This is a genomic window from Variovorax sp. IB41, assembly GCF_016405905.1.
In the GTDB taxonomy this organism is placed as follows: Bacteria; Pseudomonadota; Gammaproteobacteria; order Burkholderiales; family Burkholderiaceae_C; genus Variovorax.
This window is the reverse complement of record NZ_JAEFCB010000002.1, coordinates 200908-221195: the sequence shown is the minus strand read 5'-3', so window position 1 is coordinate 221195 and position 20288 is coordinate 200908. Positions and strand designations below refer to the sequence as shown.

At 67.2% G+C, this 20288-nt stretch carries 20 protein-coding genes; 16 read left to right on the top strand and 4 right to left on the bottom strand.

Annotated elements, in window-relative coordinates:
• Positions 1–220: 220 nt before the first annotated feature.
• The 6 genes from ugpB (at position 221) to JC881_RS07705 (ending at position 7875) form a co-directional block, all read left to right on the top strand.
• Entirely contained in the window at positions 221–1531 is a 1311-nt protein-coding gene (ugpB, locus tag JC881_RS07730; RefSeq protein ID WP_198785144.1) for a sn-glycerol-3-phosphate ABC transporter substrate-binding protein UgpB, read from the top strand.
• Between the two features lie 98 nt (positions 1532–1629).
• Complete coding sequence (gene ugpA, locus JC881_RS07725) at positions 1630–2511, top strand: sn-glycerol-3-phosphate ABC transporter permease UgpA (protein WP_198785143.1); 882 nt, start codon at positions 1630–1632, stop codon at positions 2509–2511.
• Between the two features lie 39 nt (positions 2512–2550).
• Positions 2551–3402: a sn-glycerol-3-phosphate ABC transporter permease UgpE gene (gene ugpE, locus JC881_RS07720; protein ID WP_093438956.1), complete on the top strand. Its 852-nt coding sequence runs from the start codon at positions 2551–2553 to the stop codon at positions 3400–3402.
• A gap of 141 nt (positions 3403–3543) precedes the next feature.
• Complete coding sequence (gene ugpC, locus JC881_RS07715; protein ID WP_198785142.1) at positions 3544–4551, top strand: sn-glycerol-3-phosphate ABC transporter ATP-binding protein UgpC; 1008 nt, start codon at positions 3544–3546, stop codon at positions 4549–4551.
• A 3-nt stretch (positions 4552–4554) separates the two neighbouring features.
• On the top strand, positions 4555–5301 hold the full coding sequence (gene ugpQ, locus JC881_RS07710; protein ID WP_198785141.1) for a glycerophosphodiester phosphodiesterase: 747 nt from the start codon (positions 4555–4557) through the stop codon (positions 5299–5301).
• Between the two features lie 63 nt (positions 5302–5364).
• Positions 5365–7875 (top strand): DUF3772 domain-containing protein, encoded by a 2511-nt coding sequence (locus tag JC881_RS07705; protein WP_198785140.1) that lies wholly within the window; start codon positions 5365–5367, stop codon positions 7873–7875.
• A gap of 3 nt (positions 7876–7878) precedes the next feature.
• On the opposite strand, the gene JC881_RS07700 is transcribed toward JC881_RS07705, so the two are convergent.
• A complete protein-coding gene (locus JC881_RS07700) occupies positions 7879–8349 on the bottom strand; it encodes an Lrp/AsnC family transcriptional regulator (protein ID WP_144299149.1) in 471 nt (156 codons plus the stop codon).
• 275 nt (positions 8350–8624) lie between these two features.
• Here JC881_RS07700 and JC881_RS07695 point away from each other — a divergent pair, with 275 nt between their 5' ends.
• From JC881_RS07695 to JC881_RS07680, 4 genes are read left to right on the top strand one after another with little or no spacing between them, the layout of a single operon-like run.
• The gene (locus JC881_RS07695) at positions 8625–9551 is read left to right on the top strand and encodes an ABC transporter substrate-binding protein (protein WP_233101655.1); all 927 of its coding nucleotides are present in this window, start codon (positions 8625–8627) and stop codon (positions 9549–9551) included.
• Positions 9552–9566: 15 nt separating this feature from the next.
• Entirely contained in the window at positions 9567–10463 is an 897-nt protein-coding gene (locus JC881_RS07690) for an ABC transporter permease (RefSeq protein ID WP_198785138.1), read from the top strand.
• Positions 10463–11257 (top strand): ABC transporter ATP-binding protein, encoded by a 795-nt coding sequence (locus JC881_RS07685; protein WP_198785137.1) that lies wholly within the window; start codon positions 10463–10465, stop codon positions 11255–11257. Before JC881_RS07690 ends, JC881_RS07685 begins: the two co-directional genes overlap by 1 nt.
• Positions 11257–11778: a GNAT family N-acetyltransferase gene (locus JC881_RS07680; protein ID WP_198785136.1), complete on the top strand. Its 522-nt coding sequence runs from the start codon at positions 11257–11259 to the stop codon at positions 11776–11778. Before JC881_RS07685 ends, JC881_RS07680 begins: the two co-directional genes overlap by 1 nt.
• A gap of 7 nt (positions 11779–11785) precedes the next feature.
• Here JC881_RS07680 and JC881_RS07675 read toward each other — a convergent pair whose 3' ends face one another.
• Entirely contained in the window at positions 11786–12064 is a 279-nt protein-coding gene (locus tag JC881_RS07675; RefSeq protein ID WP_198785135.1) for a hypothetical protein, read from the bottom strand.
• Positions 12065–12188: 124 nt separating this feature from the next.
• Between JC881_RS07675 and hemA the strand changes: the two genes are divergently transcribed.
• From hemA to JC881_RS07645, 6 genes are all read left to right on the top strand, one after another.
• Positions 12189–13460 (top strand): glutamyl-tRNA reductase, encoded by a 1272-nt coding sequence (gene hemA / locus JC881_RS07670; protein ID WP_198785134.1) that lies wholly within the window; start codon positions 12189–12191, stop codon positions 13458–13460.
• 98 nt (positions 13461–13558) lie between these two features.
• Positions 13559–14647: a peptide chain release factor 1 gene (gene prfA / locus JC881_RS07665; protein WP_198785133.1), complete on the top strand. Its 1089-nt coding sequence runs from the start codon at positions 13559–13561 to the stop codon at positions 14645–14647.
• Positions 14647–15495, top strand: coding sequence for a peptide chain release factor N(5)-glutamine methyltransferase (gene prmC, locus JC881_RS07660; protein WP_198785132.1), 849 nt, complete (start codon positions 14647–14649; stop codon positions 15493–15495). The genes prfA and prmC overlap by 1 nt, the downstream gene beginning before the upstream one ends.
• A gap of 32 nt (positions 15496–15527) precedes the next feature.
• Positions 15528–15854, top strand: coding sequence for a Grx4 family monothiol glutaredoxin (gene grxD / locus JC881_RS07655; protein ID WP_093438925.1), 327 nt, complete (start codon positions 15528–15530; stop codon positions 15852–15854).
• Positions 15855–15870: 16 nt separating this feature from the next.
• Positions 15871–16395, top strand: a complete 525-nt coding sequence (locus tag JC881_RS07650; protein WP_198785131.1) for a cupin domain-containing protein — start codon at positions 15871–15873, stop codon at positions 16393–16395.
• Positions 16396–16447: 52 nt separating this feature from the next.
• Positions 16448–17731, top strand: coding sequence for a hemolysin family protein (locus JC881_RS07645; RefSeq protein WP_198785130.1), 1284 nt, complete (start codon positions 16448–16450; stop codon positions 17729–17731).
• 61 nt (positions 17732–17792) lie between these two features.
• On the opposite strand, the gene JC881_RS07640 is transcribed toward JC881_RS07645, so the two are convergent.
• Positions 17793–18473: a lytic transglycosylase domain-containing protein gene (locus JC881_RS07640; protein WP_198785306.1), complete on the bottom strand. Its 681-nt coding sequence runs from the start codon at positions 18471–18473 to the stop codon at positions 17793–17795.
• Between the two features lie 53 nt (positions 18474–18526).
• Positions 18527–20272 (bottom strand): proline--tRNA ligase, encoded by a 1746-nt coding sequence (locus tag JC881_RS07635; RefSeq protein WP_198785129.1) that lies wholly within the window; start codon positions 20270–20272, stop codon positions 18527–18529.
• Between the last annotated feature and the right edge of the window lie 16 nt (positions 20273–20288).

The following is a 20288-nucleotide window of genomic DNA, read 5'->3' as shown; positions in this document are numbered from 1 at the left end:
CTCGCAAAGGGCCCTGGCCGTGGCGAAAAGCTGGGCCGAAAAAGGGAGGGCGATGCTAGCATGGTGCGGCGCAGCATGCAGGCCCCCAGCCCGCGCCGGGCTTGGTCCCAAAGGGGTTTCCCCGATTGGAAGATGACAGCGGTCCGTGCGCCAATGTGACCCGGCTGTGTCATCCACATGCCCTAGCATCCGCGCTTTCATTTTCCCTTCAGGAGTCTTCATGCGATTCAAGACGCTCGCGCTGGCCTCGGCGCTGGCCGCCACGCTGTTCAACGTGGCACAGGCACAGACCGAGATCCAGTGGTGGCATTCCATGACCGCCGTCAACAACGAGTGGGTCAACGACCTGGCCAAGCAGTTCAACGAGAGCCAGAAGGAATACAAGATCGTGCCGACCTTCAAGGGCACGTACGACGAATCGATGACGGCCTCCATCGCGGCCTTCCGCTCGGGCAACGCACCGCACATCCTGCAGGTGTTCGAGGTGGGCACCGCCACCATGATGGCCAGCAAGGGCGCGATCATCCCGGTCGGCCAGGTCATGAAGGACGCGGGCGAGAAGTTCGACCCGGCCGCCTACATCCCCGCCGTGGCCGGTTACTACACCGCCCCCAACGGCCAGATGCTGAGCTTCCCGTTCAACAGCTCCACCACCATCTTCTATTTCAACAAGGACGCCTTCAAGGCGGCCGGCCTTCCGACCGACAAGGCACCCTCGACCTGGCCCGAAGTGGTCGCGGCAGCGGCCAAGCTCAAGGCGAGCGGCCACAAGTGCCCGTTCACCACCGCCTGGCAGAACTGGACGCAGGTGGAGAGCTTCTCGGCCTGGCACAACGTGGAGTTCGCGAGCAAGGCCAACGGCCTGCAAGGCCTGGACGCCCGCCTGAAGGTGAACTCGCCGCTGCACCAGCGCCACATCGAGAACCTGGCCAGCATGGCCAAGCAGGGCCTCTTCATCTACAAGGGCCGCGGCAACGTGCCCGAGGCCTCGTTCGTCTCGGGCGAGTGCGCCATGATCAACACGTCTTCGGGCTTCTACGGCAACGTGGCCAAGAACGCCAAGTTCGCCTACGGCCTGGCGCCCCTGCCCTACTACCCGGACGTGCCCGGCGCACCGCAGAACACGGTGATCGGCGGCGCGAGCCTGTGGGTCATGTCGGGCAAGAAGCCGGCCGAGTACAAGGGCGTGGCCAAGTTCTTCAGCTTCATCTCGACGCCTGAAGTGCAGTCCGCCAGCCACAAGCGCACCGGCTACCTGCCGGTGACCACCGCCTCGTACAAGCTCACCGAGGAATCGGGCTTCTACAAGCAGAACCCCGGCACCGACGTGGCCGTCACGCAGATGATCCGCAAGGTCACCGACAAGAGCCGCGGCATCCGCCTGGGCAACTACGTGCAGATCCGCGCCATCGAGGACGAAGAGCTCGAACAGGTCTGGAACGGCAAGAAGACCGCCAAGGAAGCCCTGGACGCCATCGTCACGCGCGGCAACGAGCAGCTCGAACGCTTCCAGAAGGCGAACAAGAGCTAACGATTGACGGCCGGGCCCTCGGGTCCGGCTAATATCGCCCGCCCCCGTTCGCTCTTGCACAAGGGCGGGCCGGGCGGGATTTTTTATTCAGAGGGATCATGGAAAAACGCGTTTTCTTTCGCTCGGGCTGGCTGCCCTGGCTGTTGCTGACGCCGCAGATGGCGGTGATCCTCGTGTTTTTCTTCTGGCCGGCGGGGCAGGCCATCCTGCAGTCGCTGCAGCAGCAGGACGCGTTCGGCACCTCGGTCGAATACGTCGGGCTGCAGAACTTCAAAGAACTGTTTCACGACCCGGCGTATGCCGAGTCGTTCAAGACCACCGCGCTCTTCTCGGTGCTGGTGGCCGGCATCGGCATCAGCCTGTCGCTGATGCTGGCGGTGTTCGCCGACCGCATCGTGCGCGGTGGGATGTTCTACAAGACCATGCTGATCCTGCCCTACGCCGTGGCGCCCGCGGTGGCGGCCGTGCTGTGGGTCTTCATGTTCTCGCCCTCGCTGGGCGTGGTGGCCTATGCCCTGGGCAAGATCGGCATCAACTGGAACCACCTGCTTGATTCCGGCCACGCCATGACGCTGATCGTGATGGCCTCGGTGTGGAAGCAGATCTCCTACAACTTCCTGTTCTTCCTGGCGGGCCTTCAGTCCATTCCGAAGTCGCTGATCGAGGCGGCCGCCATCGACGGCGCGCGCCCGTGGCGCCGCTTCTGGACGGTGCAGTTCCCGCTGCTGTCGCCCACCACCTTCTTCCTTTTGGTGATCAACGTGGTCTACGCGTTCTTCGACACCTTCGCGATCGTCGATGCGGCCACGCAGGGCGGCCCGGGCAAGGACACGACCATCCTGGTCTACAAGGTCTACCACGACGGCTTCAAGGGCCTGGACCTGGGCGGCTCGGCCGCGCAGTCGGTGGTGCTGATGGTGATCGTGGTGGCGCTGACGGTGATCCAGTTCCGCTACGTCGAGAAGAAAGTGCAGTACTGATGAAGCAACAAGAAAAAATCAAACTCGGCGGAGCACGGCATGGTTGAGAAGCGCGGCACCCACGGCATCCTGGCCCACGTCATCATGATCCTGGGCGTGCTCATCGTCGCCTTCCCGCTCTACCTGGCGTTCGTGGCCTCCACCCACACCGCGCAGGAGATCGTGCAGGCGCCGATGCCGCTCCTTCCGGGCTCGAACATCGTGGACAGCTACAAGGGCGCGCTCTTCGGGCGCGAGAACAGCGCGGGCTCCAACGCCCCGGTGGCGCACATGATGTGGGTGAGCTTCGTCACGGCCATGGTCATCGCCATCGGCAAGATTTCCATCTCGCTGCTGTCGGCCTTCGCCATCGTCTACTTCCGCTTTCCGTTCAAGAAGATCTGCTTCTGGGCCATCTTCGTGACGCTGATGCTGCCGGTGGAGGTGCGCATCCTGCCCACCTACAAGGTGCTGTCGGACCTGAACATGCTGAACACGTACGCGGGCCTGACGGTACCGCTGATCGCGTCTGCCACGGCGACCTTCCTGTTCCGCCAGTTCTTCCTCACGGTGCCCGACGAGCTCACCGAGGCCTCGCGCATGGATGGCGCAAGCCCCATGCGCTTTTTCTTCGACGTGCTGCTGCCGCTCTCCAAGACCTCGATCGCGGCGCTCTTCGTGATCCAGTTCATCTACGGCTGGAACCAGTACCTCTGGCCGCTCCTGGCGACCACGAGCGAAGACATGTACCCGGTGGTGGTCGGCATCAAGCGGATGATTGCCGGCGGCGACGGGCAGAACGAATGGAACGTCGTGATGGCCACCGCCATCCTGGCGATGCTGCCGCCCGCGCTGGTGGTGGTGCTGATGCAAAAGTGGTTCGTCAAGGGCCTTGTTGATACCGAGAAATAGGCTCGCCCCCAGGCTGCGCGCACTTCGTGTCGCTTCGCCACCCCCCTACCGGGGGCACCACCAGCGGCCCGGCAAAGCCGGTTCCGCGGTGGTTCTGGAAAATAACAGTGCCTCGCGATAGAGGCCGCAATCGAGAAGAACATGGCTGCACTTTCCCTACGCAACGTCATCAAGCGCTACGGCCACGGGCCGAAAGCCAACCAGGTCATCCACGGCGTGAGCGCCGAGATCGCCGACCATGAGTTCATCGTGATCGTCGGGCCCTCGGGCTGCGGCAAGTCCACGCTCTTGCGCATGGTCGCGGGCCTGGAGGAAATCTCGGCCGGCGAAATCGCCATCGGCGGCAAGGTCGTGAACCAGCTGGAACCTTCCGAGCGCGACATCGCCATGGTGTTCCAGAACTACGCGCTCTACCCGCACATGAGCGTGTTCGCGAACATGGCCTACGGCCTGAAGATCGCCAAGGTGCCGGTGCCCGAGATCAAGGTGCGCGTGGACAAGGCCGCCAAGATCCTGGAGTTGGGCCACCTGCTCGAGCGCAAGCCCCGCGAGCTCTCCGGCGGCCAGCGCCAGCGCGTGGCCATGGGCCGCGCGATCGTGCGGCAGCCGCGGGTGTTCCTGTTCGACGAACCGCTCTCGAACCTGGACGCCAAGCTGCGCGCGCAGACGCGCCTGGAAATCCAGAAGCTGCACCGCGAGCTGGGCATCACCTCGCTCTTCGTCACGCACGACCAGGTCGAGGCGATGACGCTCGCGCAGCGCATCATCGTGATGAACGGCGGTGTGATGGACCAGTTCGCGACGCCCGAGGAGGTGTACTCGCGCCCGGCCACCACGTTCGTCGCGAGCTTCATCGGCTCGCCGCCGATGAACCTGCTCAAGCACGCCCCGGGCGTGCGCGCGGGCCAGATCCTGGGCATCCGCCCCGAGCACATGAAGCTGGACGAAAGCGGCTGGACGGTGCAGGTCGAGCAGGTCGAACTGCTGGGCGCCGAGCGCCTGGTGTACGGCCGCATCGGCGACGAGCAGATCATCATGCGCACCGACGAAGGCGATCACCCGCCGGTCGCAGGCGACACGGTGAAGATCGCGGCGCGCGAAGACAAGCTGCATTGGTTCGACGCCGGATCGGGCAAACGCGCGGACTGAACAATGGCCGAACGCAGCCCCTGGCCGTACCCCCGCTGGGTCGCGCACCGCGGCGCCGGCAAGCTGGCCCCTGAGAACACGCTCGCCGCCTTCCGCTTCGGCGCGGCGCACGGCTACCGCATGTTCGAGTGCGACGCCAAGCTGAGCGCCGACGGCGTGCCTTTCCTGATGCACGACGCCACGCTCGATCGCACCACCAACGGCCGCGGCATCGGCGGCCAGCAAACGTGGAGCGCGCTCTCGCAGCTCGACGCAGGCGGCTGGCATTCGCGCGCCTTCGCGGGCGAGCCGCTGCCCACGCTGGAGAACCTGGCGCGCTTCTGTCTGGCGAACGATTACCTGCTCAACATCGAGATCAAGCCGACGCCCGGCACCGAGCGCGAGACCGGCGAAGTCGTGGCGCGCGAGGCGGCCCGTCTGTGGAAGGGCGCGGCGATCGCGCCGTTCCTCACCTCGTTCCAGGTCGAATCGCTCAAGGGCGCGGCCGCGGTGCAGCCCGAGCTGCCGCGTGGCCTGCTGCTCGATTCGCTGCGAAAGGGCTGGCTCGACACCGCGCTGGAACTCGGCTGCCAGGCGATCGTCTGCAACCACGCGCTGTGGAACGTCGACACCGTCGCGCAGGTGCACGGCGCGGGCCTGCGCTCGCTGAGCTACACCGTCAACGACGACTGGGCCGCGCAGCGGCTCATCGCGCTGGGCACCGACGGCATCATCACGGACCGGGTCGACCTCTTCAGCCCCGCGGGGTGACGCTGCTGCGACGCAGCACTTCTTACCCGTTCTTACGAAAATGGCGGCTTCTATGATGCGGCCATGAATCGGACCTCTCGCCTGGCGGGCTTGTGCCTTCCCGCCATCCTGGCCCTGCTGACCCTGTTGACCTGCGGCGGCGCCCTTGCGCAGCCGGACGCCAGCATGAACGCCGGCAACGGCAACCCCAACAACAGCGCCAACACCGCCGCCGCCGCAGTGCCGGCACCCACCATCGCCGAGCTGCGCGCGCAGTTCGCCAAGGCGGCGCCCGTGCCCGGTACCGCAGCCGCTGCCGCTGCTGCCGCCGGCGCCACCCCCGGCGGCGAGGACGATGCGCGCAAGCAGCTCGCGCAGATCAACGACATCGGCGTGCAGGCCGACAAGTTCGTCGCGGCCCGCACCGGCGACCTGGCCGACCTGAACGCGCGCCTGGGCGAACTGGGCAACCCGCCCGCCGCCGGCGCCACCGAAGACCCCAACATCACGCGCCAGCGCGCGCAGCTGACCAAGGAGCGCAACGCGCTCGATGCCGACATCCGCCTCGCAAAGCTGCTGTCGATCGACGTGCGCCAGCGCGGCACCGACCTCGTGCTGCAACGGCGCCAGCAGTTCGAGGCCGAGCTCACCAGCCGCGCCGCCTCGCCGCTCACCGGCACGTTCTGGAACGACCTGCGCGAGGCCTGGCCCGACGACCTCGCCCGGCTGCAGGCCATCGGGGCGGCGCTCGACGATGGGTTCGAGGAGGCGTGGCAGCCGGAGAGCCGCACGGCGGTGATCGCCGCGCTCGTCGGCGCGCTGCTGCTCGCGTGGCTCGGCGTCTGGGCGGCCGAGCGCGGGCTGACGCGCCTGGCAATGCGCGTGCTCCCCGCCGGGCGGCTGCGCCGCTCGCTGCTGGTGATCGCCATCGTCGCGAGCCACGTGCTCCTGGTCGCGGTGGCCGCGCACGGCTTCGTGGAGGTGCTCAAGGCCCATGCCACCTGGGATCCGCAGGCGCGCAAGGCACTGCAATCGGCGGCGCAGGCGCTGACCTTCATGGCGTTCGTCATCGGCCTGGGTCGCGCGCTGCTGGCCGCGGCCCGCCCATCGTGGCGCCTGCCGCCCATTCCCGACGCCACGGCCAGCCGCCTGTCGGTGCTGCCATGGCTGGTGGCGCTGGTGGCCGCGCTCGCCTGGACACCCGCGGAGATCAACGCCCTCATCGACGCCAGCTTCGCCGCCGTGGTGACCACGCACGTGCTCACGGCGCTGCTGCTCACCGCGCTGGTCGGCACCGTCATCTATCGCCTGAAGGCGCTGCGCGCCGATGCGCCCGAGGCCGGCCTGCCCGAGCGGCCGATGTGGGTGGGCCTGCTGGTCGCGCTGATCGGCGTGCTGGTCATCGCGATCTGGGTGCTGGTGGCCGTGGGCTATGTGGCGCTCGCGAGCTTCCTGGCCTCGCAGCTCACCTGGAGCGGCATCGTGGCGGCGGCGTTCTACGTGCTGTTCAAGTTCGCCGACGACGTGTTCATGGCGCTGGTGTCCTCGCGCAGCACCTTCGGCCAGAAGCTGCAGAAGAGCTTCAACCTCGCGCCGCAGACGCTGGACCAGACGGCCACGGTGCTCTCGGGGCTGAGCCGCGTGGCGCTCTTCTTCTACATGCTGATCGCGCTGGCCGCGCCGCTGGGCACGGGGCCGGGCGAGGTGTTCCAGCGCAGCGGCAAGTTCGGCACCGGCGTGAAGGTGGGCGAGTTCCAGCTGGTGCCCGGCGCGATCCTGAGCGCCATCGCGGTGGCGGTGGTCGGCTTCATCGTGCTGCGGGTGTTCAAGCGCTGGCTGGAGCGCAGCTATCTGCCCAACACCAAGCTGGAGCCGGGCATGCAGAGCTCGCTCACCACGCTCCTGGGCTACGTGGGCGGCATCCTGGTGATCGCGTTCGCGCTCTCGGCCATGGGCATCGGCATCGAGCGAATCGCGTGGGTGGCCAGCGCCCTGTCGGTGGGTATCGGCTTCGGGCTGCAGGCGATCGTGCAGAACTTCATCTCGGGGCTGATCCTGCTGGCCGAGCAGCCGGTGAAAGTGGGCGACTGGGTGGTGCTGGGCACGGCCGAGGGCGACGTGCGGCGCATCAACGTGCGCGCCACCGAGATCCAGCTGGGCGACCGCTCCACGCTGATCGTGCCGAACTCCGAATTCATCACCAAGACGGTCCGCAACATGACCCTGGCCAATGCCGAGGGCCGCGTGCTGATCCGCCTGCCGATGCCGCTGACCACCGACGCGCAGCGCGTGCGCGAGCTGATCCTGGAGGCCTGCCGCGCGCACGAGGGCGTGCTGGAAACGCCGGCACCCTCGCTCACGCTGGAAGGCATCGAGAACGGGCTCTTGATCTTCCAGGCCATCGCCTATGTGGCGAGCCCGCGGCTGGCGGGCGGCGTGCGCAGCGATTTGCTGTTCGTGATCCTCGACGAACTCCGCAAGGCCGCGCTGCCGATGGCGACGCCCACCACGTTCATGATGGCGCCCACCGAGCCCGCCGCGGCCGCGCCGGCGCCCGCGACGCAGAACTCGCCCATCCCGGGCATGCCGACCTGAGGTTCATTCCAGCGGCAGCGCCGTGGTGCACTTGATCTCGTTGAGACACACGCTCGAGCGCACGGCCGAGACTCCCGGCATGTGCATCAGCGTGTGCATCAGGAACTGCGAGAGCGACTCCAGGTCGCGCGCGACCACCTTGAGCACATAGTCGAAGTCGCCGGTCACCGAATAGCACTCCAGGATCTGCTTCAGGTCGGCGATCAGGTCCTGGAACTTGGGCAGTTCATCGACGTGGCCGCGCGCCATGGTCACGTGGATGAAAGCGATCACGCCCAGGCCGACGTGGCGCGCATTCAGGTGCGCCGCGTAGCCGTTGATGAGGCCCAGTTCCTCCAGGCGCCGATGGCGCCGCATGCACTGCGCGGGCGACAGGTTGGCCACCTCCGACAGCTCCAGGTTGGTGGCGCGGCCGTGCACCTGCAAATGGTCCAGAATCCGCCGGTCGATCCGGTCGAGTTCGATCTCGTGCAATTTCATCTCTTGCATCCTCCAATGGATGCAATTATGTTTCCTAAAGCGGGGTAAGCCCGATCCGTCCATGCACCTTAATTGTGCAAAGTACGATCTAGACTTCGAAGCTGCCGGGATTGCACGCGCAACGCCCGGCCCCGCTGAATTCCCCGCCCCGGCGCACGCCGGCGGCCACACCTCAGACCCCAGACGCACCCATCCCCCCATCCGGAGACCCTCACGTGAAAAAAGCCCTGCTTCGCACCCCCTTCAGCGCCGTCGCCCTGGCCCTCGGCATGCTGGCCGCCGCGCCCTCGTTCGCGGCCGACACCAAGTCGGTGGCCGTCACGGCCATCGTCGAGCACCCGGCGCTGGACGCGGTGCGCGACGGCGTGAAGGCCGAGCTCAAGGCGGCGGGCTACGAAGAGGGCAAGAACCTCAAGTTCACCTACCAGAGCGCGCAAGGCAACGTGGGCACCGCCGCCCAGATCGCCCGCAAGTACGTGGGCGATGCGCCCGACGTGATCGTCGCCATCGCCACGCCGTCGGCGCAGGCCGTGGTGGCCTCCACCAAGACGATTCCGGTCGTGTACTCGGCCATCACCGACCCGGTGGCCGCCAAGCTGGTGAAGAACTGGGATGCCACCGGCACCAACGTGACCGGCGTGTCGGACCTCTCGCCGCTGGAAAAGCACATCGGCCTCATCAAGCAGGTGGTGCCCAACGCCAAGCGCATCGGCGTGATCTACAGCCCCGGCGAAGCCAACTCGGTGGCGATCGTCGCTTCGCTCAAGAAGGCGGCCGCCGATGCCGGCATGACCGTCGTTGAAGCCGCCGCCGCCCGCACCGTGGACGTGCCGACCGCCGCGCAGAGCCTGGTGGGCAAGGCCGACGTGATCTACACGCCGACCGACAACAACGTGGTCTCGGCCTTCGAGGGCATCGTCAAGGTCGCCCAGCAGGCCAAGCTGCCGGTGGTGGCCGCCGACACGGCCACCGTCGAGCGCGGCGCCGTGGCGGCGCTGGGCCTGAACTACAGCGACATCGGCCGCCAGACCGGCAAGATCGTGGTGCGCATCCTCAAGGGCGAGAAGCCCGGCACCATCGCCTCGCAGACCAGCACCAACTTCGAGCTGGTGGTGAACCCCACCGCCGCCAAGGCGCAGGGCGTGACGCTGTCCGAATCGCTCCTGAAGAGCGCCAAGATCGTGGCCACCAAGTAAGAAGCCAGCTTCTTTATGTCGCTCATCGCTTCGCTGGGCGCCATCGAGATCGGTCTGATATTCGGACTGGTCGCGTTGGGCGTCTTCATGTCGTTTCGCATCATCAATTTTCCCGACCTCACGGTGGACGGCAGCTTTCCGCTGGGCGCCGCCGTGGCCGCGACGCTGATCGTTCTCGGCTGGAATCCGGTGGCCGCCACCGCGGTCGCCTGCGTGGCGGGCGCCGCCGCGGGCTGGGTCACGGCCTGGCTGAACGTCAAATTGAAGATCATGCAGCTGCTGGCGAGCATCCTGGTGATGATCGCGCTGTACTCGGTCAACCTGCGCGTGATGGGCAAGCCCAACGTGGCGCTGATCACCGAGCCGACCGTCTTCACCATGGTCGACTTCGGCGGCATGCCCGAGCAATGGGCCAAGCCGCTGTTGCTGCTGCTGATCGTGATCGTCGCGAAGATCGTGGTGGACATGTTCTTCGCCTCCGAAGCGGGCCTGGCGATGCGTGCCACCGGCGGCAATGCGCGCATGGCGCGGGCGCAGGGCATTTCGACGGACTTCCACACGATGGCGGGTCTTGCGCTCTCCAACGCGCTGGTCGCGCTGGCCGGCGCGCTCTTCGCGCAGAGCCAGGGCACGGCCGACATCTCGATGGGCGTGGGCACGATCGTGATCGGCCTGGCCGCGGTGATCATCGGCGAGACGCTCCTGCCCGCGCGCAGCATGGTGATCACCACGCTGGCCTGCGTGCTGGGTGCGCTGCTCTACCGCTTTTTCATCGCGATGGCGCTGAACACCGACTTCATGGGCCTGCAGGCGCAGGACCTGAACCTGGTGACCGCCGTGCTGGTGGCAGTAGCGCTGTTGATCCCCGCATACAAGCGCAAGCTGCGCGGACTCTTCAAGGGGAAGAACTGATGCTGCGCGCACAACAACTGGAGATGACTTTCAACCCGGGCACGCCGATCGAGAACCGCGTGCTGCGCGGGCTCAGCCTGGAGATTCCGACCGGCCAGTTCGTCACCGTGATCGGCTCGAACGGCGCGGGCAAGTCCACGTTCCTCAATGCGGTGAGCGGCGACCTGATCGTGGACAAGGGCAACATCGAGATCGACGGCAAGGACGTCACGCGCATGAACGCCTGGCAGCGATCGGGCATGGTGGCCCGCGTGTTCCAGGACCCGATGGCCGGCACCTGCGAGGCGCTGACGATCGAGGAAAACATGGCGCTGGCGTACAAGCGCGGCGAGCGGCGCGGCTTCGGCTTCGCGCTCAACCGGGGCCTTCGCGAGCTGTTCCGCGAGAAGCTGTCGATCCTGAAGCTGGGGCTGGAAAACCGGCTGGCCGACCGCATCGGGCTGCTCTCGGGCGGGCAGCGGCAGGCGGTGAGCCTCCTGATAGCGTCGCTCAAGCCCTCGCGCATCCTGCTGCTGGACGAGCACACCGCCGCGCTGGACCCGAAGACCGCCGCCTTCGTGCTGGAGCTGACCGCCAGGATCGTCGAAGGCAGCCAGCTCACCGCGATGATGGTGACGCACAGCATGCGCCAGGCGCTGGACTACGGTTCGCGCACCGTCATGCTGCACGAGGGGCAGGTGATCCTGGACGTGGCCGGGCCGGAGCGCTCGGGCCTCGATGTGCCCGACCTGCTGCGCATGTTCGAGCAGACGCGCGGCGAGAAGCTGGACGACGACAAGCTGCTGCTGGCCTGATGGTGGCCTTGGCGGAGGGCGCCGTCTTCGTGCGGGCGATGCGCGCGGACGACCTGGACGCAGTGCTCGCGATCCAGCTCGCCTGCTACGGCGCGGGCTTCGTGGAGGACGGCGCGCTGATCGCGCGGCGGCTGGCCGCGGCGCCGGAGACGGGGTGGGTGGCCGGGCACGCAGGAGAGGTCAGGGCCTATCTGGCGGCCTATCCCTCGATCGCCGGCAAGCTCACGGCGCTGCATGGCGAGTTCGAGGTCGCGCCGGAAGCCGACGCGCTGTACCTGCATGACCTGGCGGTGCATCCAGCCGCTTCAGGGCTGGGCCTCGGACCGCGGCTGGTGCGGCATGCGTGGGCGCACGCGGCGCAGGCCGGATGGCGGCAATCGACGCTGGTGTCGGTGCAGTCTTCGGTGGGTTTCTGGGAGCGGCAGGGCTATGCCGCGACGCAGCCGGCAGACCCGGCGCAGCAGGCCCGGCTCGCGACCTATCCCGGCAGGTCGGTCTACATGGTCCGCCGGCTGGGCTGACGCTGGATCAGCGGCGCCAGCCGCGCATCGCGAGCCATTGCACGGTGCCGCAGACGGCCACGAGCGCGGCGTAGGTCGTCATCACCCCGTCGCGCCCGAACACCACAAGGCCGACGACGAGCACCGCGACGCCGGCGCCGAAGGTGATCGCCCATTGCACCCACCAGCGCGGAACGCCCGTGCGGCGCCCGCCCAGGAACCGGCCCACGAGGGCCAGCACCAGCGCGATGAACGCGGCGGGTGCCACAAAATTAAGCAGGTGATCGAAGAGGGCCAGCAGGTCCATCGGGGAGCGTGGGAGAGGGGCGCCAGCATGTGGCGAAGGTTATGGCTGTGGTTATGGCTGTTATAGGGAAAGCCATTTGTCCCTCGGCAAGCCCCGGGTCGCTGCTGATTTTATAATCACGCCCATGTCTGTCTGGGCTCTAGGCTTGAACCACACGACCGCGCCGCTCGATCTGCGCGGTCGTTTTGCGTTCGCGCTCGACCAGATCGCCCCGACCCTGCAGAGCCTGCGTAATTCGTTCCCCAGCGGCCGCCATCCCCAGGTGGAGGCCGCGATCATCTCGACCTGCAACCGCACCGAGATCTACTGCGCCTCCGAACACATCGCGCTGGACCACACGGTCGGGTGGCTCGCCCAAAGCGGCGGCGTGGCCCCCACCCTGCTGCGCTCGCATGCCTACACGCTGCACGACGACGAGGCTGCGCGCCACGTCTTTCGCGTGGCCAGCGGGCTCGATTCGATGGTGCTCGGCGAGGCGCAGATCCTCGGCCAGATGAAAGACGCGGTGCGCGCGGCCGAAAACGTCGGCGCCCTGGGCACCACGCTCAACCAGCTGTTCCAGCGCTCGTTCGCCGTCGCGAAAGAAGTGCGCACGGCCACCGAGATCGGCGCGCATTCCATCAGCATGGCGGCCGCGGCCGTGCGGCTGGCGGGACAACTCTTCGAAGACCTGCGCAAGACGCGCGTGCTGTTCGTCGGCGCGGGCGAAATGATCGACCTCGCGGCCACGCACTTCGCGGCCAAGGAACCCAAGTCCATCGCCATTGCCAACCGCACGCTGGAGCGCGGCGAAAAGCTCGCCACGCGCTTCGGCGGCGAGGCGATGCGGCTGGCCGACCTGCCGGCGCGGCTGGCCGAATTCGACATCGTGATCAGCTGCACCGCCAGCACGCTGCCGATCATCGGCCTGGGTGCCGTGGAGCGCGCGCTCAAGGCACGCAAGCACCGCCCGATGTTCATGGTCGACCTGGCCGTGCCGCGCGACATCGAGCCCGAAGTGAAGGCGCTGGAGGACATCTACCTCTACACCGTCGATGACCTCGCGCACGTGGTGCAGCAAGGCCAGGCCAACCGCCAGGCCGCGGTGGCGCAGGCCGAGGTGATCATCGATGCGGGCGTTCAGAGCTTCATGCACTGGCTGGGCCAGCGCAGCACGGTGCCGCTGATCCAGCAGCTCAATGTGCAGGCCGACGAATGGCGCGCCGCCGAGATGGCGCGCGCGCGCAAGCTCCTGGCCAAGGGCGAATCGGTCGATGCGGTGCTCGAGGCGATGTCGCGCGGGCTCACGCAGAAGATGATGCACGGCGCCATGGCCGAGCTGCATTCGGGCGATGCCGCATCGCGCGAGCAGACCGCGCAGACGATCTCGCGCCTCTTCCTGCGCAAAGAGCGTTAGCGACGCTCGTCAGCGGCCCGGCCCCGCGTGCCGAGGTCTGCCTGCGCCCTGCCGCTGCTTGCGGCATTCGTCCCCCATTTTTTCGAGCCTTTTCTTCCGTGAAATCCTTTCTGCGCCACCAACTCGAACGCTACGTCCAGCGGCTGGGCGAACTCGACTTCCTGCTTTCGCGCGAAGACATCATGAGCGACATGGCGCAGTACCGCACCATCTCGCGCGAACACGCCGAGGTCACGCAGATCGCCGGCCGCTACGAGCGCTACAAGCAGCGCGAAGCCGACATCGCCGGGGCAAAGGAAATGCTCGACGACCCCGACATGGCCGAGATGGCCAACGAGGAAATCGCGGTCGCCGAGGCCGAACTGGTGCAGCTCGAGGAAGAGCTGCAGCGCCTCTTGCTGCCCAAGGACCCCGACGACGCGCGCAACGCCTTCATGGAAATCCGCGCCGGCACGGGCGGCGACGAATCGGCCCTCTTCGCGGGCGATCTGCTGCGCATGTACACGCGCTACTGCGAGCGCGCCGGCCTGCGCTGCGAGATCGTGAGCGAGAGCGCGAGCGAACTCGGTGGCTACAAGGAAGTGGTGATCCGCATCGTGGGCGACGAAGTTTTCGGCAAGCTGCGCTTCGAGTCGGGCGGCCACCGAGTGCAGCGCGTGCCTGCGACCGAGACGCAGGGCCGCATCCACACCAGCGCCTGCACGGTGGCCGTGCTGGCCGAGCCCGACGAGACGGTGGCCGTGCAGATCAACCCCGCGGACCTTCGCATCGACACCTACCGCGCGAGCGGCGCCGGTGGCCAGCACATCAACAAGACCGATTCGGCGGTGCGCATCACGCACATCCCGACCGGCATCGTCGCCGAGTGCCAGGACGACCGCAGCCAGCACCGCAACAAGGCCAAGGCGTTGCAGGTGCTGTCGGCGCGCATCCAGGAAAAGGACCGCAGCGAACGCGCCGCCAAGGACGCGGCGATGCGCAAGGGCCTGATCGGCAGCGGCGACCGCTCGGACCGCATCCGCACCTACAACTTCCCGCAGGGGCGGCTCACCGACCACCGCATCAACCTCACGCTCTACAAGCTGCTGGCGATCATGGAGGGTGATCTCGGCGACGTGCTGGAGGCGCTGCGCGCCGCGCGCGAGGCCGAGCAACTGGCCGAACTGGAATCGAGCCTGCCCGCGTGATGACCGAAGCCGCCGCACCGTCCACCGTGGCCGAGGCGCTGGCTGCGGCCTTGGCCCTGGGCGTCGATCGGCTCGATGCCCAGTTGCTGCTGCTGCACGCGCTGGGCCGCGCGCCGCACGACCGCGCCTGGCTGCTCGCGCACGACACCGATGCCATGCCCGATGCCGCATGGGCCGCGCTCGCGCCGCAGCTGTCGCGGCGCCTCGCGGGGGAGCCGGTGGCCTATCTGCTCGGCCAAAAAGAATTCCACGGCCTCGATCTGCAGGTCGATGCGCGCGTGCTGGTGCCGCGCCCGGACACCGAGACGCTGGTCGACTGGGCCCTGCAATGCCTCGAAGGCCGCAACGCGCCCCGCGTGCTCGACCTCGGCACGGGCAGCGGCGCGATCGCGCTGGCGCTGCAGCATGCACGCCCCGATGCGCAGGTCGATGCGGTCGATGCCAGCGCCGACGCGCTGGCCGTCGCAGAGGCCAATGCCCGGCGCCTCGGCCTCCCGGTGCGCTTTGCCCAGGCCCATTGGCTTGATGGCGCTGCCGGCGGCTACACGGTCATCGCCAGCAATCCACCGTACATCGCCGTCAACGACCTGCATCTACCGGCGCTGAAGCATGAGCCCTCCTCCGCGCTGGTCGCGGGCGCGGACGGGCTCGACGACATCCGCCAGATCGTCCAGAACGCCCCCGATCACCTCGCCGACAGCGGCTGGCTGCTGCTCGAACACGGCCATGACCAGGCGGCGGCCGTGCGCCAACTGCTCGAAAGCCGCGGTTTCGCCGAAGTCCAAAGCCGGGACGACCTGGCAGGCATCCAGCGCTGCTCGGGCGGAATCTGGCGCGCAGTGAAATAATCCCCCTCAGCCCCCACTTTTCAGGAGTCCCCATGTCCGACGCCCAGCAACGCATCGACGATCTCGTCAAGACCAACGAACTCGTGCTCTTCATGAAGGGCAATGCCAGCTTCCCGATGTGCGGTTTCTCCGGCCGCGCGATCCAGATCCTCAAGGCCGTGGGCGTCGACACCAAGACGCTCAAGACCGTCAACGTGCTCGAAGACGACGGCATCCGCCAGGGCATCAAGGAATACAGCAACTGGCCCACGATCCCCCAGCTCTACGTGAAGGGCGAATTCGTCGGCGGCTCGGACATCATGATGGAGATGTACGAGTCGGGCGAACTGCAGCAGGTGGTGAACGGCAGCCCCGCCTGATTCCGCAAGGCTTGCCATGAGCCACGATCACGCGGACCACGGCCATTCGCACGACCATCCAGGTGATGGCGGCGACGCCGCCCCGGCCTGGAAGCACGACGGCGTGCGCGTGATCGGCGCCAACCAGCTCGACGTCAACACGGCGCAGACGCCCGGCATGAACCGGGCCGCCGCCATCAACTTCGCCCGCGTGGGCGCGCAGAAGCTCTGGGCCGGCACGGTGACCATCCATGCCGATGCCAAGACCGGCGCGCATCATCACGGGCACCTCGAATCGGTGATCTACGTCGTGCGCGGCCGGGCCCGCATGCGATGGGGCGAGAAGCTCGAGTTCACCGCCGAAGCCGGCCCGGGCGATTTCATCTATGTGCCGCCCTATGTGCCGCACCAGGAAATCAACGCCAGCGCAACCGAGACGCTCGAATGCGTGCTGTGCCGCAGCGACGGCGAGGCGGTGGCCGTCAATCTCGACATCGAGCCTGTAGAGAAACCCGAATCGGTCCTGTGGGTCGACCCGACCCATCCGCACGGCGGCGTCTGAGGGGTTTTCGCCGGCCGAGTCATGGCACCATGGCACTCTTCGCCGTGCCACCATGAACCTCACCCAAAGCCTGCTCATCATCGTCTTGCTGATCGCGATGAGCGCGTTCTTCTCCCTTGCCGAAATCACGCTCGCCGCCTCGCGGCGCCTGCGCTTGCGCCAGATGGCCGACGAAGGCGATCCGCGCGCCGAGCGCGTGCTGCGCGTGCAGGAGCAGCCGGGCCACTACTTCACCGTGGTGCAGATCGGCCTCAACGCAGTGGCGATCCTCGGCGGCGTCGTCGGCGAGGGCTCGCTCAGCCCGTATTTCGCGCGTTTCTTCGAGAGCTGGCTGAGCGTGGAAGCGTCCGCGAACGTGGCCTTTCTCTGCTCGTTCGTGATCGTGATCGCGGTGTTCCTGGTGTTCGCGGACCTCTTCCCCAAGCGCCTGGGCATGAGCGATCCGGAGCGCATCGCGGTGCGCATGGTCGGGCCGATGCTGGTGCTCATCACCACCTTCAAGCCGCTGGTGTGGTTCTTCACGCGCTGCACCGACCTGCTGTTCAAGGTGCTCGGCATGCCGATGGCGCGCGACGACAAGATCACCTCGGCCGACATCCTCGCGATGACCGAGGCCGGCGCGCGGGCCGGCGTGCTCGCGGTGCGCGAGCAGCAGGTGATCGCCAACGTGTTCGAGCTCGACACGCGCCTCGTGAGCAGCGTGATGACGGCGCGCGACAGCATCGCCTGGTTCCTGCACGACGACCCCGAATCGGTGCTGCGCGCGCGCATCGTGGCCGAGCCTTTCTCGGCCTATCCGGTGTGCGATGGCGACATCGACCACGTGCTCGGTTATGTCGACGCCAAGGAGATGTTCCAGCGCGTACTCAGCGGCCAGCCGCTCGCCTTCGACCAGGGCCTCACGCTGCACAAGGCGCTGGTGATTCCCGATCGGCTCTCGCTGACCGAAGTGCTCGAGCAGTTCCAGCAGGCGCATGAAGACTTCGCGATCATCGTCAACGAGTACAGCCTCGTGGTGGGCGTGATCACGCTGAACGACGTGATGAGCACGGTGATGGGCGACCTGGTCACGATGCCCGACGAGGAGCAGATCGTGAAGCGCGACGAGAACTCGTGGCTGATCGATGGCGTGACGCCGATCCAGGATGTGCAGCGCGCGCTGCAGATCGACGAGTTGCCGCATGCGGACGAGTACGAGACGCTCGCGGGCTTTTTGATGGTGATGCTGCGCCGCGTGCCCAAGCGGACCGACAGCGTGACCTGGGCTGGCTATACCTTCGAAGTCATGGACGTCGACAGTTACCGCATCGATCAGGTGATGGTGACAAGAACCTAGCTCAAAGGCTTGGCTCGTCCCCGCTGGCCAAGCCGCTTTCGCATATTCGCGAAAGTGAGATTCAAGCTGCCGAACGGTCCTTTTCGCGTTCGCGATCCCTGTCGCGTTCGCGCGCCTTGTCGTCATAGGCCCAGAGCCGCTGGTTCGCGAACACGGCGTTCGGGTACGGCGACTTGCCGCGGCTGCCGTTGTAGCGGCCGAGGGTCATGTACAGGTCGCCGTTCTCGCGGTCGAGGTAGTGGCGCAGGATCACGCAGCCGAAGCGCAGGTTGGTCTGCATGTGAAAGAGCTTGGCCGAATCGCTGTCGCCGATCACGCGGGTCCAGAACGGCATGACCTGCATGTAGCCGCGCGCGCCGGCGCTGGACACGGCGAACTTGCGGAAGTTGCTCTCGACCTGCACCAGCCCGAGCACCAGGCTCACGTCGAGCCCCGAGCGCTTGGCCTCGTACCAGACGGTCTGCAGGAATTCCTTGCGCGTGGGCCAGTCGGCGATCTTCTTCTTGAGCCGCTCGCTCATTTCGCCGAGCCAGCGCAGGTAGGCCAGGCGCGCCTCGGTGGTGGTGAACTCCGGCACCGGCGGCGCCTTGTTGTGGATGGCCGAGCTCAGCGCGGTGCGCACCGAGTCGATCAGCGGCTCTTCGATCTGCGCACCGGCAAACGCGGCCTCCGGCAACGCGGCCAGAGACAGCACGCCCGAAGCCGCGGCGAACCCGATGCACCTGCGCCGCGAGATGGCCATGCCATCCGCCTCGGCGGTTGCCCCAGGGTCGTCGTTGCAACGGCCGGTGACGCTCATGCAGCGAGCTTGCCGGCGATGAAGTCGGCGATGCCGGCCGACGGCACCTTCGTGGCCGCCGTGTCGCGGCGGTGCTGGTATTCGAGCTGGCCTTCTTTCAGGCCACGGTCGGAGATGACCACGCGGTGCGGCACGCCGATCAGTTCCCAGTCGGCGAACATCGCGCCGGGGCGCTCGCCGCGGTCGTCCAGCAGCACGTCGACGCCCTGGGCGAGCAGTTCTTCGTAGAGCGCCTCGGCGGCCACCTTGACCTCGGGGCTGCGGTCCATGCCGATCGGGCAGACCACCACGGTGAACGGCGCGAGCGCGTCGGGCCAGATGATCCCGCGCTCGTCGTGGTTCTGCTCGATGGCGGCGGCCGGCAGGCGGGTGATGCCGATGCCGTAGCAGCCCATCTCGAGGAACTGCGGCTTGCCGCCTTCGTCCAGATAGGTGGCGTTCATGTCCTTGCTGTACTTCGTGCCGAGCACGAAGACATGGCCCACCTCGATGCCGCGCTCGATGGCCAGCACGCCCTTGCCATCGGGCGAGGCGTCGCCCGCCACCACGTTGCGCAGGTCGGCCACGACTTCCGGCTCGGGCAGGTCGCGGCCCCAGTTGACGCCGGTCATGTGGAAGTCGACCTCGTTGGCGCCGGTGATCCAGTCGGCCAGCACGGCGGCCTCGCGGTCGGCCACCAGCTTGACGGGCTTCTTCAGGTTCAGCGGGCCGAGGTAGCCGGGCTTGCAGCCGAAGTGCTCGTCGATCTCGGCGAGCGTCGCGAAGCGGAAGCCCTGGTCCAGGCCCGGCACCTTGCTGACCTTGATCTCGTTCATGTCGTGGTCGCCGCGCAGCAGCAGCAGCCAGACCTGCGAACCCTTCGGGTTGCCGGCCGCGTCCAGGATGTCGGTGGCCAGCACCAGCGACTTGACGGTGGTTGCGAGCGGCACGCCGAGCAGTTCGGCCACGTCGGCGCAGGTGCTCTTGCCGGGGGTCGGCGTCTTTTCGAGCGCCTTGGCGGCCTCGGGGCGCGGGCCGGCCGGGGCAAGGGCCTCGGCCTTTTCCATGTTGGCGGCGTAATTGCTGTCGGGGCAGTAGACGATGGCGTCCTCGCCCGTGGCGGCGATCACCTGGAACTCTTCGCTCAGGTCGCCGCCGATGGCGCCGCTGTCGGCCGCGACGGCGCGGTAGCGCAGGCCGAAGCGGTCGAAGATGTTGCGGTACGCCTGTGCCATCACCTGGTAGCTGGCCTTGGCCGCGTCCAGGTCGCGGTCGAAGCTGTAGGCGTCCTTCATGATGAATTCGCGCCCGCGCATCAGGCCGAAGCGGGGACGCCGCTCGTCGCGGAACTTGGTCTGGATCTGGTAGAAATTCTTCGGCAGCTGCTTGTAGCTGCGGATTTCCTGGCGCGCGATGTCGGTCACCACCTCTTCGCTGGTCGGCTGGATCACGAAGTCGCGGTCATGCCGGTCCTTGATGCGCAGGAGTTCGGGGCCCATCTTCTCGAAGCGGCCGGTCTCCTGCCAGAACTCGGCCGGCTGGACCACGGGCATTGCGAGTTCGACGGCGCCGGCGCGGTTCATTTCTTCCCGCACGATCGCCTCGACCTTGCGGATGACGCGCAGCCCCATCGGCATGTAGGTGTAGATGCCCGTGCCGAGCTTCTTGATCATGCCGGCCCGCATCATGAGCCGGTGGCTCGCGACCTCGGCATCGGCGGGCGCTTCCTTGAGCGTGGAGACAAAAAATCGGGAAGCTTTCATCGGGATCGGTGTGCTG

Excerpts from the sequence above, each read along its gene's own strand:
- ugpB (WP_198785144.1), top strand. The coding sequence starts at position 221 with ATGCGATTCAAGACGCTCGCGCTGGCCTCGGCGCTGGCCGCCACGCTG.
- ugpA (WP_198785143.1), top strand. The coding sequence starts at position 1,630 with ATGGAAAAACGCGTTTTCTTTCGCTCGGGCTGGCTGCCCTGGCTGTTG.
- ugpE (WP_093438956.1), top strand. The coding sequence starts at position 2,551 with ATGGTTGAGAAGCGCGGCACCCACGGCATCCTGGCCCACGTCATCATG.
- ugpC (WP_198785142.1), top strand. The coding sequence starts at position 3,544 with ATGGCTGCACTTTCCCTACGCAACGTCATCAAGCGCTACGGCCACGGG.
- ugpQ (WP_198785141.1), top strand. The coding sequence starts at position 4,555 with ATGGCCGAACGCAGCCCCTGGCCGTACCCCCGCTGGGTCGCGCACCGC.
- JC881_RS07705 (WP_198785140.1), top strand. The coding sequence starts at position 5,365 with ATGAATCGGACCTCTCGCCTGGCGGGCTTGTGCCTTCCCGCCATCCTG.
- JC881_RS07695 (WP_233101655.1), top strand. The coding sequence starts at position 8,625 with ATGCTGGCCGCCGCGCCCTCGTTCGCGGCCGACACCAAGTCGGTGGCC.
- JC881_RS07690 (WP_198785138.1), top strand. The coding sequence starts at position 9,567 with ATGTCGCTCATCGCTTCGCTGGGCGCCATCGAGATCGGTCTGATATTC.
- JC881_RS07685 (WP_198785137.1), top strand. The coding sequence starts at position 10,463 with ATGCTGCGCGCACAACAACTGGAGATGACTTTCAACCCGGGCACGCCG.
- JC881_RS07680 (WP_198785136.1), top strand. The coding sequence starts at position 11,257 with ATGGTGGCCTTGGCGGAGGGCGCCGTCTTCGTGCGGGCGATGCGCGCG.
- JC881_RS07675 (WP_198785135.1), bottom strand. The coding sequence starts at position 12,064 with ATGGACCTGCTGGCCCTCTTCGATCACCTGCTTAATTTTGTGGCACCC.
- hemA (WP_198785134.1), top strand. The coding sequence starts at position 12,189 with ATGTCTGTCTGGGCTCTAGGCTTGAACCACACGACCGCGCCGCTCGAT.
- prmC (WP_198785132.1), top strand. The coding sequence starts at position 14,647 with ATGACCGAAGCCGCCGCACCGTCCACCGTGGCCGAGGCGCTGGCTGCG.
- grxD (WP_093438925.1), top strand. The coding sequence starts at position 15,528 with ATGTCCGACGCCCAGCAACGCATCGACGATCTCGTCAAGACCAACGAA.
- JC881_RS07650 (WP_198785131.1), top strand. The coding sequence starts at position 15,871 with ATGAGCCACGATCACGCGGACCACGGCCATTCGCACGACCATCCAGGT.
- JC881_RS07645 (WP_198785130.1), top strand. The coding sequence starts at position 16,448 with ATGAACCTCACCCAAAGCCTGCTCATCATCGTCTTGCTGATCGCGATG.
- JC881_RS07640 (WP_198785306.1), bottom strand. The coding sequence starts at position 18,473 with ATGGCCATCTCGCGGCGCAGGTGCATCGGGTTCGCCGCGGCTTCGGGC.
- JC881_RS07635 (WP_198785129.1), bottom strand. The coding sequence starts at position 20,272 with ATGAAAGCTTCCCGATTTTTTGTCTCCACGCTCAAGGAAGCGCCCGCC.